General features: G+C 67.6%; 12 protein-coding genes. 9 read left to right on the forward strand and 3 right to left on the reverse strand.

Going from position 1 to position 14,298, the window contains the following annotated elements; all coding sequences use genetic code 11:
• Positions 1-16: 16 nt before the first annotated feature.
• From ABWP84_RS01940 to ligA, 6 genes are all read left to right on the forward strand, one after another.
• Positions 17-991, forward strand: coding sequence for a Gfo/Idh/MocA family oxidoreductase (locus ABWP84_RS01940; RefSeq protein ID WP_353210306.1), 975 nt, complete (start codon positions 17-19; stop codon positions 989-991).
• Between the two features lie 254 nt (positions 992-1,245).
• Positions 1,246-1,596: a RidA family protein gene (locus ABWP84_RS01945; protein WP_353210307.1), complete on the forward strand. Its 351-nt coding sequence runs from the start codon at positions 1,246-1,248 to the stop codon at positions 1,594-1,596.
• Positions 1,596-2,729: an MFS transporter gene (locus ABWP84_RS01950; RefSeq protein WP_353210308.1), complete on the forward strand. Its 1,134-nt coding sequence runs from the start codon at positions 1,596-1,598 to the stop codon at positions 2,727-2,729. Before ABWP84_RS01945 ends, ABWP84_RS01950 begins: the two co-directional genes overlap by 1 nt.
• 54 nt (positions 2,730-2,783) lie before the next feature.
• Positions 2,784-3,626: an outer membrane protein assembly factor BamD gene (locus ABWP84_RS01955; RefSeq protein WP_353210309.1), complete on the forward strand. Its 843-nt coding sequence runs from the start codon at positions 2,784-2,786 to the stop codon at positions 3,624-3,626.
• A gap of 7 nt (positions 3,627-3,633) precedes the next feature.
• The gene (recN, locus tag ABWP84_RS01960; RefSeq protein WP_353210310.1) at positions 3,634-5,310 is read left to right on the forward strand and encodes a DNA repair protein RecN; all 1,677 of its coding nucleotides are present in this window, start codon (positions 3,634-3,636) and stop codon (positions 5,308-5,310) included.
• On the forward strand, positions 5,307-7,394 hold the full coding sequence (ligA, locus tag ABWP84_RS01965; protein ID WP_353210311.1) for an NAD-dependent DNA ligase LigA: 2,088 nt from the start codon (positions 5,307-5,309) through the stop codon (positions 7,392-7,394). The genes recN and ligA overlap by 4 nt, the downstream gene beginning before the upstream one ends.
• Before the next feature lies 1 nt (position 7,395).
• On the opposite strand, the gene ABWP84_RS01970 is transcribed toward ligA, so the two are convergent.
• The 3 genes from ABWP84_RS01970 to ABWP84_RS01980 form a co-directional block, all read right to left on the reverse strand.
• Positions 7,396-8,718, reverse strand: coding sequence for an NtaA/DmoA family FMN-dependent monooxygenase (locus ABWP84_RS01970; protein ID WP_353210312.1), 1,323 nt, complete (start codon positions 8,716-8,718; stop codon positions 7,396-7,398).
• Between the two features lie 108 nt (positions 8,719-8,826).
• Positions 8,827-10,584: an ABC transporter transmembrane domain-containing protein gene (locus ABWP84_RS01975; protein ID WP_353210313.1), complete on the reverse strand. Its 1,758-nt coding sequence runs from the start codon at positions 10,582-10,584 to the stop codon at positions 8,827-8,829.
• 71 nt (positions 10,585-10,655) lie between these two features.
• Entirely contained in the window at positions 10,656-11,426 is a 771-nt protein-coding gene (locus ABWP84_RS01980; RefSeq protein ID WP_353210314.1) for a 5-oxoprolinase subunit PxpA, read from the reverse strand.
• Between the two features lie 84 nt (positions 11,427-11,510).
• Here ABWP84_RS01980 and ABWP84_RS01985 point away from each other — a divergent pair, with 84 nt between their 5' ends.
• From ABWP84_RS01985 to ABWP84_RS01995, 3 genes are all read left to right on the forward strand, one after another.
• Positions 11,511-12,227: an allophanate hydrolase subunit 1 gene (locus tag ABWP84_RS01985; protein WP_353210315.1), complete on the forward strand. Its 717-nt coding sequence runs from the start codon at positions 11,511-11,513 to the stop codon at positions 12,225-12,227.
• Positions 12,224-13,168, forward strand: a complete 945-nt coding sequence (locus ABWP84_RS01990) for a biotin-dependent carboxyltransferase family protein (protein WP_353210316.1) — start codon at positions 12,224-12,226, stop codon at positions 13,166-13,168. The genes ABWP84_RS01985 and ABWP84_RS01990 overlap by 4 nt, the downstream gene beginning before the upstream one ends.
• Before the next feature lie 84 nt (positions 13,169-13,252).
• A complete protein-coding gene (locus ABWP84_RS01995) occupies positions 13,253-14,263 on the forward strand; it encodes a DUF808 domain-containing protein (RefSeq protein WP_353210317.1) in 1,011 nt (336 codons plus the stop codon).
• Positions 14,264-14,298: the final 35 nt, after the last annotated feature.

The following is a 14,298-nucleotide window of genomic DNA, read 5'->3' on the forward strand; positions in this document are numbered from 1 at the left end:
ACAGGAGGCCCCAAGAATGCTGAACACCGCCATCATCGGCATGGGCAATTGGGGCCGCACCCTGGTGAATTCGGTGCAGGGCCGCAATGGCGCCGGTATTCGCTTCGTCGCCGGCACGACCGGCACGCTCGACAAGGCGCGCGACTATGCGGCGGAGAAGGGCATTCGCCTGCACGCCAGCTATGCCGATGTGCTGGCCGACCCGCAGGTGCAGGCCGTGGCCCTGGCCAGCCCGCATGGCATCCATTCCGAGCAGGTGATCCAGGCTGCCGCCGCCGGCAAGCACGTCTTTGTTGAGAAACCCTTCACCCTGACCAAGGCCAGTGCCGAGGCGGCCGTTGCCGCCTGCGTGAAGGCTGGCGTGGTGATGGCGCTGGGGCATAATCGCCGCTTCCTGCCAGCGGTTGCTGAGATGAAAGCGATGCTGGCCGATGGGCGGATCGGCACGCTGCTGCATGTTGAAGCCCAGTTCAGCGGCCCTGGCGCGCTCAACTACAAGCCCGGCATGTGGCGGGCCGACCGGGCCGAGAGCCCGCTGGGCGGCATGGGCGGCATGGGCATCCATATGGTGGATATGATCATCCATCTCGCCGGTCCCTTCCGGGATGTACGGGTGCTCAGCCACGCCAAGGTCTCGACCACCATCGATGATACGACGGCGATGCTCGCCATGCTGGAATCGGGTGCCACTTGCACCTTTGCCACGCTGGCGCTGGCACCGAGGCTCTGGCGCGTTGCCCTCTTCGGCACGGCCGGCTGGGTTGCGCTGCATGGCCACGAAAACCTGACCTATTGCGCGCTCAACGGTGCGCCCGAGACGCAGACATTTCCCGTGACCGATATCGAGCATGCCGAGTTGGAGGCTTTCGCCGCCGCGGTGGCTGGCGGCCCGGCCTATCCGCTGCCGCTGGATGAGGCGGTGCATGGCGTTAGCGTCTATGAGACGATGATCCAGGCGGCGGCTTCGGGCAGTGCTTACGCGGTGGCTTGATTGCGCTTGTGACCCTGGGAAGGGCTTTGCCCTCCCCAGACCCCTCCCACCAGGGCCGACCCGGCCCTGGACCGTGGAGGAATTGAGTTGGGGAGGGAGGGGGCCGGGCAGAGCGCGCGCTGCCCGGCCCCCTCCCTCCCCAACTCCATCTCATGGTTTCCAAAGGCCTTTCGGCCTTTGGTGGGTGGGTTTGGGAGGGCAAAGCCCTTCCAAGGGCCGCCCGCACTGCCCGCTAACCCTAAAGGACACCAAAAATGAGCCATATCAAACGCAGCGGCACCAATGCCATTCTGTCCACCGCCGTAGAATATCACGGCTTTGTCTTCCTCGCCGGCATCACCGCCGATGACCTGAACAAAGACATTGCCGGGCAAACCGCCGAGGTCATCGCCAAGATCGATGCCGCCCTCGAAGAGCATGGCACGGACAATACCCGCATTCTCTCCGCCCAGATCTGGCTGAAGGATATTCGCGACCGCGATGCGATGAACGTTCTGTGGGTGAAGTGGCTGCCGGCCGGCGCCCAGCCCGCCCGCGCCTGTGTGGAGGCTAATATGGCCAGCCCGCGCCACCTGGTCGAGATCATGGTCACGGCCTGCAAGTAATGTGGCTGGTGGGCCTCGCCGTTTTTGCGGCGGGGCTCTCCACCACGCTGCCGCTGCCGCTCTACGTCGAATATGCCGGCGGGGGTGGCACGGGCATGCTGGCAGCGGCCTTTGCCTGCTATGCCGGTATTCTCATTCTCACCGCACCTTTGCTGGGCCCGCTGCCGGACCGTATTGGCCGGCGGGCCTGTGTGTTGATCGGGCTGCTTCTCGCCGGGGGCTCGACGCTCTTGCTGGCCTTGTGGCCGGGGCTGGGGCCCTTGGCCTTGGCGCGCTGCATGCAGGGCATCGCCATGGGGTGTATTTCCAATGCTGCCGGGGCCTGGGCCGCCGAATTGGCCGAACGCCAGGGCGCTGCGACTGAGGCCGCCAGCCGCCAGGGTGCGCGGGTGGTCGCCATGGGCACGGCGGGCAGTTTTGGCGCCGGGCCGGTTTTCACCCTGCTCAATCTTCTGCTCTGGCCCGAGATGCGCCCGCCTGTGGTGTTTTGGGCGCATTTGGCGCTGCTCCTGGTGCTGCTGCCAGCCGTGGCGCGGCTGCCGGAGACCTATGCCGGGCCGCGCGGCGCAGCGCTGCGGCTGCCGTTTTTTCCGCCCGGCACCCTGGCCTCGACCATGGCGATGTTGCCGGGCTGGGGGGTGACGGGTGTGGTGCTGACCACGGTGCCAGCCACGCTCGCCACGCTGGGCCATGCCCGCGCCGGGGCCTGGGCGGTGGCGGGGATGATTCTTGCCGGAACCCTGGCCCAGCAGGCGTTTCGCGCCATGCCGCCATGGCGGGCGATGCGGCTGGGCCTGCCGCTGCTCACCCTAGGGGCGGGGCTGGTCTTTGCCGGGGCCATACTGGGCTCGATGTGGCTGCTGCTGCTGGGCGCGCCGCTGGCCGGCATGGCGGCTTATGGGCTGGTCTATCTGGGGGGGTTGGCCGCGGCCACGGCGGCGGCGGCGCAGGAGCGGCCGCGCGCCACGGCCGGGTTTTTCGTCGTCGCCCATACCGGATTCGCGCTGGTGCCGCTCGCGGTTGGGCTGGCGGCGGATGTGATAGGCAGCGCGGCGGCGCTGAGCGGCATGTGGATTTGTGTGCTGCTGGCAAGCCTGCTGCTGTTGCGCCGCCTGCCCCGCCCGACCGCGTGATCGGCGTGCTGGTACCCTTGTGGCACCCCGCGCCGGCTGTGGTATAGGGGGGCCATGACGCGCATCCTCCCCCTCCTGGCCGCCCTTGCCCTGCTCTCCGGCTGTAGCGGCCTGACGCAATGGGATGGCTCTTTTGCCGGCCTGTCCACCAGCCGGGCCCGGCCCAGTGCCACGGTCGACCGCACGCCCGAAGGGCTTTACGCCGCTGGCGTTGAGGCGCTGCAACAGCGCCGCTACCCCCAGGCGGTGGAGCTTTTTGACCAGTTGGAGCGCGACCATCCCTATTCGACCTGGGCCACCAACGCCAAAATCATGGCGGCTTATGGCGATTATCAGCGCAACCGCTATGTCGAGGCGATTGCAGCGCTTGACCGCTTCATCCAACTTCATCCGGCGCATCGCGACATCGCCTATGCCTATTACCTGCGGGCGCTGAGCTTTTACGAGCAGATCAACGACGCCCAGCGCGACCAGCGCGCGACCGAGACCGCCATGGCCGCGCTGCAGGATGTGGCCAACCGCTTCCCCGACACCGCCTATGCCCGTGATGCGCGGCTGAAGATCGACCTGGGCCGTGACCACCTGGCCGGGCGCGAGATGGTGATTGGCCGCTTCTATCAGCGCCAGCGCCTGCTCAATGCCGCCATTGGCCGCTTCCGCCGGGTGATTGAGGATTATCAGACCACCAACCACGTGCCCGAGGCGCTGCATCGCCTCACCGAGATTTATCTCTCGCTCGGTCTGACGGATGAGGCCCGCCGCACCGCCTCGGTGCTCGGCCATAATTTCCCCGGCAATGCCTGGTACCAGGATAGCTACGCCCTGTTGGTGGAGGGCGCGCCCGGTTCGCCGGCGGCACCCGGCTTCTTCCGCCGTACCATCGCCCGGGTGTTCTGAGCCGCGCGTGCTGGCATCGCTCGCCATCCGCGATGTGGTGCTGATCGAGCGGCTGGACCTGCCCTTCGGCCCTGGGCTGTCGGTGCTCACCGGCGAGACCGGTGCGGGCAAATCCATTCTGCTTGATAGTCTGGGCCTCGCGCTGGGCATGCGGGCCGAGCAGGGGCTGGTGCGGGCGGGGCAGAAGCAGGCCAGTGTGACCGCGGTGTTCCAGCCGCCTGAGCGCCACCCGATTTTTGACCTGCTGGCGGAACAGGGACTCGAGATTGAGGATGAGCTGGTGCTGCGCCGGGTGGTGCAGGCCGATGGCAAATCCCGTGCCTTCGTCAATGACCAGCCGGTGGGGGTGGCGCTGCTGCGGCGGCTGGCGGCCACGCTGGTTGAGGTGCAGGGGCAGAATGACCAGGTGGGCCTCTCCGACCCAGCCGGGCATCCCGCGCTGTTGGACGCATTTGGTGGCTTGGGCGGGCTGCGGGCGGCGGTGGCGGCGGCCTTCCGGCAATGGCGCGGCGCCGAATCGAGCCTGGCAGCGGCGCGTGAGGCGGTGGCGGCGGCGATGCGCGATGAGGATTTTCTCCGCCATGCCGTGGAGGAATTGACCAGCCTCTCGCCGAAAGAGGGCGAGGAGGAGCGGCTTAGCCAAGAGCGGCAGCATTTGCAGCAGGGCGAGCGCCGCGCCGAGGCGATTGCGGCGTCACTGGCCGAATTGCAGCCGCGGGACCGCCGCTCGGGCAGCCCCGGCAGCGCCTTGCGCGCCGCCGCGCGGGCGCTGGAGCGGGTGCCATCGCTGGGCGATACGGCGCAGCCCATCCTGGCCGCGCTCGGCGTGGCACAGGACGCGCTGGCCGAGGCAGAGCAGATGTTGGAGCGGGTGATGGCCGATGCCGCGCCGGACCCGCGCCGGCTGGAATCGCTGGAGGACCGGCTATTTGGCCTGCGCGCCGCCGCGCGCAAACACGGTGTGGCGGTGGCCGAATTGGCGGCCCATCTCGCCCTGCTGCGCGGCCGGCTGGCCGCACTCGATGCCGATACCGGCCGGGTGGCGGCGCTCGAGCGTGATTGCGCCGCTGCGCGCAGCGCCTATCGCAGCGCCGGGGAGGCGCTGAGCACCGCGCGGCGCGCCGCCGCCACGCGGCTGGAAAAAGCCCTGGCGCAGGAATTGCCGCCGCTCAAGCTCGACCGTGCCCGGGTGGTGGTGGAGGTGACGGCGCGCGACGAGGCGGGCTGGAATGCTGAGGGGATGGACCGCGTTGCCCTGCTGGTCTCCACCAATCCCGGCCAGGCGCCGGGGGCGCTGGAGCGGGTGGCGAGTGGTGGCGAATTGTCGCGGTTGATGCTGGCGCTGAAGGTGATTCTCGCCGCCGGCTCGCCGGTGCCCACGCTCGTCTTTGATGAGGTGGATGCCGGCATTGGCGGCGCGACGGCGGCGGCGGTGGGCGAGCGGCTGGCCCGAGTGGCCGAGGGGCTGCAGGTGCTGGTGGTGACGCATTCGCCCCAGGTGGCGGCGCGTGGGGCGCATCACTGGCGGGTGGCCAAGGGCTTTGCCGCCGGGCGGGCGGAAACCCGGGTGGAGAAGCTGCGCGGCGATGAAAGACAAGAGGAGATCGCCCGGATGCTGGCCGGCGAAACCGTGACCGAGGCTGCCCGTGCGGCCGCCGCCAGCCTATTGGCCGGCAGGCCATGACCGAGGCCGAAGCCGCCGCCGAGTTGGCGCGCCTCGCGGCCGAGATCGCACGCCATGACGCGGCCTATCACCAGCGTGACGCGCCCGAAATTTCCGATGCCGAGTATGACGCGCTGGTGCGCCGCAACCGCGAATTGGAGGCGCTCTTCCCGGCGTTGATCCGCGAGGACAGCCCCTCCCAACGGGTGGGGGCCGGAGCGGTAGAGGGTTTTTCGGCCTTCAGCCATGGCGTGCCCATGCTCAGCCTGGATAATGCGTTCTCGCCTGAGGATTTTGTCGAGTTCTGCGCCCGTATCCGCCGCTTCCTCGCCCTACCGGAGGACGAGCCAATGGCGATTGTGGGGGAGCCGAAGATCGATGGTCTCTCAGTCAATCTGCTTTATGAGAATGGGCGGTTTACCCGGGGCGGCACGCGTGGCGATGGCGCGGTGGGTGAGGATATTACTGCCAACCTTCGCACCCTGTCGGACCTGCCGCTGCGGTTGAAGGCGCCCTTCCCTGCCCGAATCGAAATTCGCGGCGAGGTTTTTATGACCCGGGCGGATTTTCTGGCCTATCGCGCGGCACAGGAAGCGGCCTTGGCCGAGCGCGAGCGGCGGCGTGATGCTGGCGAGAAGCTTGGGCCCGCTGTGAGCGTGCCGGTCAATCCGCGCAATGCGGCGGCTGGGTCGCTGCGGCAGCTTGATGCGGCCATCACCGCGCAGCGGCCGCTGAAACTCTTTGCCTATGCGATGGGCGAGGCGTCCGAACCGCCGGCCGAGACGCATCATGGCTGGCTGGAGACGCTGCGCGGCTGGGGTTTTTCGGTGAACCCGCTGAGCAGCGTGTTCAATGCCGCTGAGGCTGCGGAATTTCAGGCCCGCATGGCCAGTGAAAGACCCGCCCTCGCCTATGAGATCGATGGTGTGGTCTATAAGCTCGACCGGCTGGATTGGCAGGCGCGGCTGGGTTTTGTCGGCCGGGCGCCGCGCTGGGCCATTGCCTGGAAATTTCCGGCCGAACAGGCCACCACCACCTTGCTGCGCATCGACATCCAGGTGGGACGCACCGGGGCGCTGACGCCGCGCGCGGTGATGGAGCCGGTGATGGTGGGCGGCGTTTCGGTGGCCCACGCCACCTTGCACAATGAGGATGAGATTGCGCGAAAGGATGTGCGCCCGGGGGACCGGGTGGTGCTGCAGCGGGCGGGCGATGTTATTCCACAAATTGTTTCGGTGGTGGATGCCGATCGGCCGGGGCGGGGCGCCGCTTTCGTCTTTCCGAACCTCTGCCCGGCCTGTGGCAGCCATGCGGTGCGCGTGGGCGATGATGTGGTGCGCCGTTGTACCGGGGGGCTGATCTGCCCGGCGCAGACGGTGGAGCGGCTGAAGCATTTTTGCAGCCGCCGCGCGCTGGATATTGAGGGCATGGGCGATGAACGCCTTGCTTTGATGCATGAGCGTGGGTGGGTGGTCTCGCCGGCTGATTTGTTTCGCCTGGGCGCGCGGCGGGCCGAACTCTCGGCGCTGGAGGGCTGGGGGGAGACCTCGGTCACCAAGCTGCTCGCCGCGGTGGAGGCGCGCCGCCGGCCTGCGCTTGAGCGTTTTATCTTTGCGCTGGGCATCCGCCGCATTGGTGAGGCCAATGCCAAGCTGCTGGCGCGGCATTACGGTGATGTGGCGCAATGGCGCGAGCGCATGCGGGCGGCGCGCATCATTGGCAGCGAGGCGCGTGAGGAGCTTGGCAGCATCCAGGGTATTGGCCCGACCATTGCCGAGGAGTTGGTGGATTTCTTTGCCGAGCCGAAGAACCTGGCCGCGCTGGATGATCTTCTCGCCGAGGTGACGCCGGAGAATGCCCAGGTGATCGAGGGCGGGCCCTTTGCCGGCAAAACGCTGGTCTTCACCGGCAGCCTCTCCACCATGACGCGTGACGAGGCGCAGGCCCGGGCGGAGCAGCTCGGCGCCAAGACCTCGAAATCGGTGTCGAAGAAAACCGATTTCGTGGTGGTGGGCGAGGATGCCGGCTCGAAGGCGGCGAAGGCCACGGAGTTGGGCGTGCGGGTGTTGAGCGAGGCGGAGTTCCGCGAACTCGCCGGGATGTAGTTTAGAATTCCAGCAGATTGTCGCGGAACTGGGCATGGCCGTATTCCTTGCGGGTCAGGCCACGGGCTTGCAGGGCCGGGATCAGGCCGTCGGTGATTTCGGCAATAATGCGCCGGCTGGTGTCATTGGTGGTGATGAGGAAGCCATCGCCGCCCACCTCGGCCATCACCTCCTCCATGCGTGCCGCCACGCTGTCGGGCGTGCCCACCAACTCGACCGAGCCATTATTGCCGCGATAGCTGAGCATGGCCTCGCGCAGGGTTTTCTTGCCGGTCACCTTCTTGAAATCATCGAGGCTCTGCTGGTGGCCATTGGTGGTGAGGGTGAGTTCATTGACCGGGGTATCGAGGTCATAGGCGGCGAAATTGATGTTGGTGATCTTGCCGAAGAAGGCCAGCAATTGCGGCACCTGCTTGGCCGCGCGCGCCATTTTCTGGGCGTGGCGCAGGCGTGCCTCCTCCTCGGTCTCGCCGATGGTGGGTGAGACGAGGAAGAGCACCTTGATGTCATCGGGGTTGCGCCCCTGGGCCAGGGCATGGGCGCGCAATTCGTCACGATAGGCCTTCATGCCGGCGGTGCCCTTCACCGAGGCCACCACGGTATCGGCATGGAGCGCGGCGAAGCGCTTGCCGCGCGGGGAGCCGCCGGCCTGGGCGATGACCGGCCGGCCCTGCGGCAGCGGCCCGGAATTCAGCGGCCCGCGCGATTTATACCAGCGCCCCTCGAAATCCACCTGGCGCACCTTGGTGTGGTCAACCAGCACGCCGGTTTCGGTATTGGCGATGATGGAATCCGGGTCCCAACTGTCCCACAGCGCATTCACGCAGGCCATGTATTCATCGGCCATGTCATAGCGCAGGTCGTGGTCGGGCATGCCGGGCATGCCGTAATTCATCGCGGCGAAATCGCTGCTGCCGGTCACCATGTTCCAGCCGATGCGCCCCGCGGAAATCTGATCCAGCGAGGCCACCAGGCGGGCCAGCAGATAGGGCGGATAGGCGAAGGTGGAGAGGGTGGGCACGATGCCCAGGCGCGATGTCTGCGCTGCCATCAGTGTTGCCATCACCGATGGGTCCTGGCGCGGGGTGGAGAGGCCGCCGGTGAGGTAGATCTCCCGGCTATTGCCGTAGCTTTCGCCGACATAGGAGCTGTCCTCGATCAGCAGATAGTCGAAGCGTGCCCGTTCCAGGGCGCGGGCGATATCGACAAAGAATTCTGCTGAGCGCCAGTCACGGCCGATGGCGCCGGTGAAGGGCTCGCCCCAGGCCTGCACCGATGAGCCTTGAAGAAACCAGCCGAGATGGAATTTTTGTCGCTGAGACATGCCCAAGCTCCTATGCGATGGGCGATTGCAGCCTGAATCCGGGCGGGGCGCCAGACGACCAAGCAGCGCCGCATGCAGCCGGCTGGCCCTGGGTTGCCCAGGCTTTGGTCAGGCGCCGAGGGATTGCTCGGTGAATTGCAGCGCGGCGAGGCGGGCATAGAGTCCGCCCTGCCGCACCAGGGCATCATGCGTGCCGGTGGCGACAATCCGGCCGGCCTCCATCACCAGGATACGGTCGGCCCGGCGCACCGTGGCCAGGCGATGCGCCACCACCAGCGTGGTGCGGCCGCGCGCGGCGGCCGCCAGGGCCTGTTGCACCGCCTGCTCGCTCTCGGCATCGAGCGCGCTGGTCGCCTCGTCGAGCAGCAGGATGGGCGGGTCGCGCAGGATGGCGCGGGCGATGGCGATGCGCTGGCGTTGGCCGCCGGAGAGGGTGACGCCGCGGGCGCCGAGATGGGTGGCCATTCCTTCTGGTAGGGCTGCGATGAAATCGGCTGCCGCGGCAGCCCGGGCTGCCGCCAGCACGGCGGCATCATCGGCCTCGGGCCGGCCATAGCGGATATTATCGGCCACCGAGGCGGAGAAGATCATCGGCTCCTGCGCCACCAGGCCCAGGCGGCCGCGCAGCGCCTGGGGCTCCACCAGGCGGATGTCGGTGCCATCGACCAGCACGCGGCCGGCCTGTGGGTCGCGGAAGCGCAGCAGCAATTGCAGCACCGTGGTCTTGCCCGCGCCGGAGGGGCCGACCAGGGCCACCGTCTCACCCGGTTCCAGCGCCAGGGTGATATCGCTCAGCGCTGGGGTATCGGGGCGGGAGGGGTAGTGGAAGGTTACCCCCTCAAACGCCACGCGGCCCTGGGGTGGCGGCAGGATGGCGGGGCTGGCGGGGGCAGCGATTTCGGGTTTTGTGGCCAGGATTTCGAGCAGGCGGTCAGCCGCCGCGGCGGCGCGCTGTATCTCGCCCCAGATCTCGGAAATCGTCGCCAGCGAACTGGCCAGAAGGACGGCGTAGAACACGAAGGCGGAGAGTTCACCGCCGGTCATTCGCCCGGCGATCACATCGCGCCCGCCCACCCAGAGGCTGAAGGTGATGGCACCGAAGCCCAGCAGGATCACGATCAGAATGAGAATGGCGCGCGAGAGGATGCGGCGCAGCGCCGCCCCCACGCTGCGCTCCACCTCGGCGGAGAACCGCGCGCGATCCGCCGCCTCATGGGTGAAGGCCTGCACGGTGGCCAGGCCATTGATCGTCTCCTCGGCGGTGGCGGCCAGATCGGCCACCCGCTCCTGCGCCGAGCGGGAGAGTTTGCGCTCCCGGCGGCCAAAGAGGATGAGCGGCAGCACCACCACCGGCACCACCACCAGGGTGATGGCAGCCAGCTTGGCAGAGGTGATGACCAGCATCGAGGCCGCGCCAATGGCCAGCAGGATATTGCGCAGCGATTGTGAAATGGCGGTGCCCACCAGCGCCTGCAGCACGGCGATATCGGCGGTGAGGCGGGAGAGGATATCGCCGGTGCGCGCCGTCTCGAAATAGGCCGGTGAGAGGCTGAGGACATGGTTGAACACGGCGCGGCGCAGATCGCCTGCCACCCGCTCGCCGAGCCAGGAGACGAGGTAGAAGCGCAGCGCGGTGGAGGCGCCCAGCGCTGCAACGATGAGGAACATGGCCAAAGCCGCGCCGTTCAGGCTGGCCGGGCTGGCACTGCCGAAACCCTGATCGATGAGTTGGCGCAGGCCCTGGCCGAGGCCCAGCAGTAACCCCGCCGCCACCAGCAGTGCCAGGGAGGCGGCGATGGCCCGGCCCAGATAAGGCCGCAGATGCGGCAGCAGCACGCGCAGCGAGGTGAGCGGCGGGCGGGTCATGCCAAACTCCTTGGGTCGGGCCCTTCCTAGCGCTTTCGGGGCGCGGCCGACACCACCGCAGCCGGGCGGTTTTACAGCGCCATATCCGGCAAGCCCTTGAGCACCACCCCGGCCGCGATCAGCGCCTGACGCGCAGCACCGCCCACGGCCTGGGCCGTCGGTTCATCGCCATGCAGGCACATGGAGTGGATTTCGGTGGGGATGCGCTTGCCCTCACGCGTCACAATCACGCCCTCCACCGCCATGGCCACCGCCTGCGCCGCGGCCACTGCGGGGTCGTGATGCAGGGCGTCGTGGTTGCGGCGGTCGGTGAGGTTCGCATCCTCGTCATACATGCGGTCGATGAAACCTTCGACGGCGAGGCGCATGCCCAGCGCCCGGGCGGTCTTCTCGATCTGGCTATGGGCGAGGCAGACATAGATCAGGCTGGCATCGACGCCCTTCACGCCGCGCGCCATGGCCATGGCCACGGTTTCGTCATTGGCGGCCACATTGTTCAGCGCGCCATGCGGCTTCACATGGGTGATCTTGCCACCGACCATTGCCGCCACCCCCATCAGCGCACCGATCTGATAGGCCACCATGTTCTCGATCTCAGCCGCGTTCATCCGCATCGGCCGGCGGCCAAAGCCCTGAATATCGGGGTAGCCCGGATGCGCGCCCAGCGTCACGCCATGCGCCATGGCCAGTTCCACGGTTTTGCGCATCACCAGGGGGTCCCCGGCATGGAAGCCGCAGGCGATATTGGCGCTGTTGATCAGCGGCATCACACCGGCATCATTGCCCATCTTCCAGGCGCCAAAGCTCTCACCGATATCGGCATTGATGTTCACGATGGGCATGGCGGGGTCTCCTTCAAAACCGAGGCCACCCTGGCAAGCCGCACCGCGCTTGCCAAGCCCGCGCGGGGCGGCGACCCTGATGGCATGATGCGTCTTCGACAGGCCGGTGACGGCGCCATGCTGGCGGAATTCTCTGACCGTCTCGACCCGCGGGCGGTGGCCGATGTGCGCGCGCTGGATGTGGCGCTGAACGCTGCCGCCCCCGATGGGCTGATCGAGACCATGCCCAGCCTACGCTCGCTGCTGGTGCTGCATGACCCGCTGCGGCTTTCCGCCCGGCGGCTACGCGCCTTGCTGGAGAGCCTGGCGGAAAACCTGGCCGATACCACCATCATCGGCCGGCAATGGCTCATCCCGGTCTGCTACGAGGAGGAATTCGCCCTCGACCTGGCCGAGGTAGCAGCCAGCAAGGGCATGAGCATGGAGGAGGTGGTGCGCCGGCATATCGGCGCCACCTATACCGCCATCGCCGTGGGCAGCTTTCCCGGCCTGCCCTATCTGGGCGGGTTGGACCCGGCGCTGGTGCTGCCGCGGAGGGTGCCGCCGCGCATCCTGGTGCCGGCCGGCACGGTGGCCATCGCGCTCGAAATGTCGAATATCTATCCCCAGGCCACGCCGGGGGGCTGGAATATTCTGGGCCGCAGCCCGGTGCCGCTGTTCAACCCGGGCTGGGAGGCGCCCTCCCTGCTCTCACCCGGCGATATTGTGCGCCATCGCGCCATGGCGCGCGCCGAATATGATGCGCTGCTGGCCGGCTTTGGCGATGGCACGCTGCTGCCGCATGAGACCTGCCGCGCATGAGCCTTCGCGTCATCGATCCCGGGCTGTTCAGCACCATCCAGGACCTCGGCCGGGTGGGGTATCAGCGCATTGGCGTGCCGCCCTCGGGCGCGCTGGATACGCTCTCGCTGCGGATGGGCAATGCGCTGTTGGGCCAGGCGCAGGGCATGGCGGGGCTGGAGATGTGCCGGGTTGGGGTGCGGCTGGTGGTGGAATGTGCCCGGCTGCGGTTTTGCATCACCGGCGCGGATGGCACGGCCACGCTGGATGGGAAGCCGCTCGCGCCCTGGCGCAGCCACACCGCTCGCGCTGGGCAAGAATTGCATATTGGCCGCATTCGTGGCGGCGCGGCTTATCTGTGCGTGCAGGGCGGCTTTGCCCTGGCGCCGGTGCTGGGCAGTCTCTCGACCTATACCCGCGCCGGGCTGGGTGGTTTCGAGGGCAGACGCCTGGATGGAGGTGACCTTTTGCCGCTCGCTCTGGCCGAGGCGCCGGCTGGCCCGGAGCGGCTGCTGCCCCACCCGGTGCCGGCCGAGCGCAGCCGCCCGCTGCGGGTGCTGCTAGGCCCGCATGCCGAGATGTTCACCGAAGCCGCGATCCGCACGCTGCTGAGCGAGGCCTATCAGGTCACCCATAATGCCGACCGGCTGGGCATTCGGCTGCAGGGCACGCCGCTGGAGCATGCCGGTGCCAAGGAAATCGTCTCGGATGGCAATAACACCGGCTGCATGCAGGTGCCAGGTGATGGCCAGCCCATCCTGCTGATGCCCGACCGGCAGACTGCTGGCGGTTATCCGAAAATCGCCACCGTCATCACCGCGGATCTGCACCGCCTGGGCCAGGTGCTGCCGGGGAGCCAGCTTCGCTTCGAGGCGGTGGCCCCCGAACAGGCCGAAATGGTGGCGTGGCAATTGGAGCGCACCATCGCGGCCTCCATCGGTTCCATCCAGGATCTTGCCTGACGCCGCCATGGGCGGGCCGAGCGTGCTTCACAGCCCCGCGATGCTATGCTTAAAGCCGCCTTGTAATCGCTTGAAAGCCTGATTATGAGCAGCGGTCTTCTCGCCCTCCTCGACGATGTCGCCGCCATCGCCAAGGTGGCTGCTGCATCCCTCGATGATGTCGCGGCGCAGGCGGCCAAGGCCGGCGCCAAGGCCGCAGGCGTGGTGATCGATGATGCAGCGGTGACGCCGCGTTATGTGGTGGGCTTCGCCGCCCATCGGGAATTGCCCATCGTGGCCGCCATCGCCTGGGGGTCGCTGAAGAACAAGCTGCTGATCCTGCTGCCGGGCGCCCTCGCGCTCAGCGCGCTTGCCCCATGGCTGATCACGCCCCTGCTCGTGCTGGGCGGCGCCTTTCTCTGCTTTGAGGGGGCGGAGAAGGCGTTGGAAATGCTGGGCATGCACCATCATGCCGAGGAGGCGGAGGCGGCGGGTGAGCAGGAGCCTCAGGCCATGGAAGCGGAAAAAATCGCCGGCGCGATCAAGACCGATTTCATCCTCTCGGCCGAGATCATGGCCATCAGCCTCGCCGCCGTGCCCGATAGCGGGTTCTGGATGCAATTTGCGGTGCTTTTCGCCGTGGGGCTGGGCATCACCGGTGCCGTCTATGGCGCGGTGGCCTTGATCGTGAAGGCCGATGATGCGGGGCTGGCGCTGGCGCAGCAGGCGCGCCCGCTGAGCCGCATCTTGCGCAGCAGCAATGGGCCGTCGCTGGGCGATAGGCTGGTTGCCCCGCTCAGCCAGGCGCTGGGTCGGTTGATGGTGCTGGGCATGCCGGTGCTGCTGAAGTTGCTCTCCATCATCGGCACCCTGGCCATGCTTTGGGTTGGTGGCGGCATTGTGATCCATGGGCTGGATGAATTCGGCCTGGGCTGGCTCTACCGGGCCGTGCATGATGTGGCTCATGGCGCGGCGGGGCTGCTGCCGGCGGGCCAGGCCCTGGTGGAGTGGCTGGTGGGGGCGGTGCTGGCTGGGATGCTGGGCCTGCTGCTAGGCTTGGCGGTCATTCCCTTGGTCAATCGGGTGATCATGCCGATGGTCAAACGCCCTTCCTGAAGCCCTCCCGCTGCCGTATCTGGACAGGCAGGAGT

The sequence above is a fragment of the Rhodovarius sp. genome, from assembly GCF_040399605.1.
GTDB classification, from domain to species: Bacteria; Pseudomonadota; Alphaproteobacteria; order Acetobacterales; family Acetobacteraceae; genus Rhodovarius; species Rhodovarius crocodyli_A.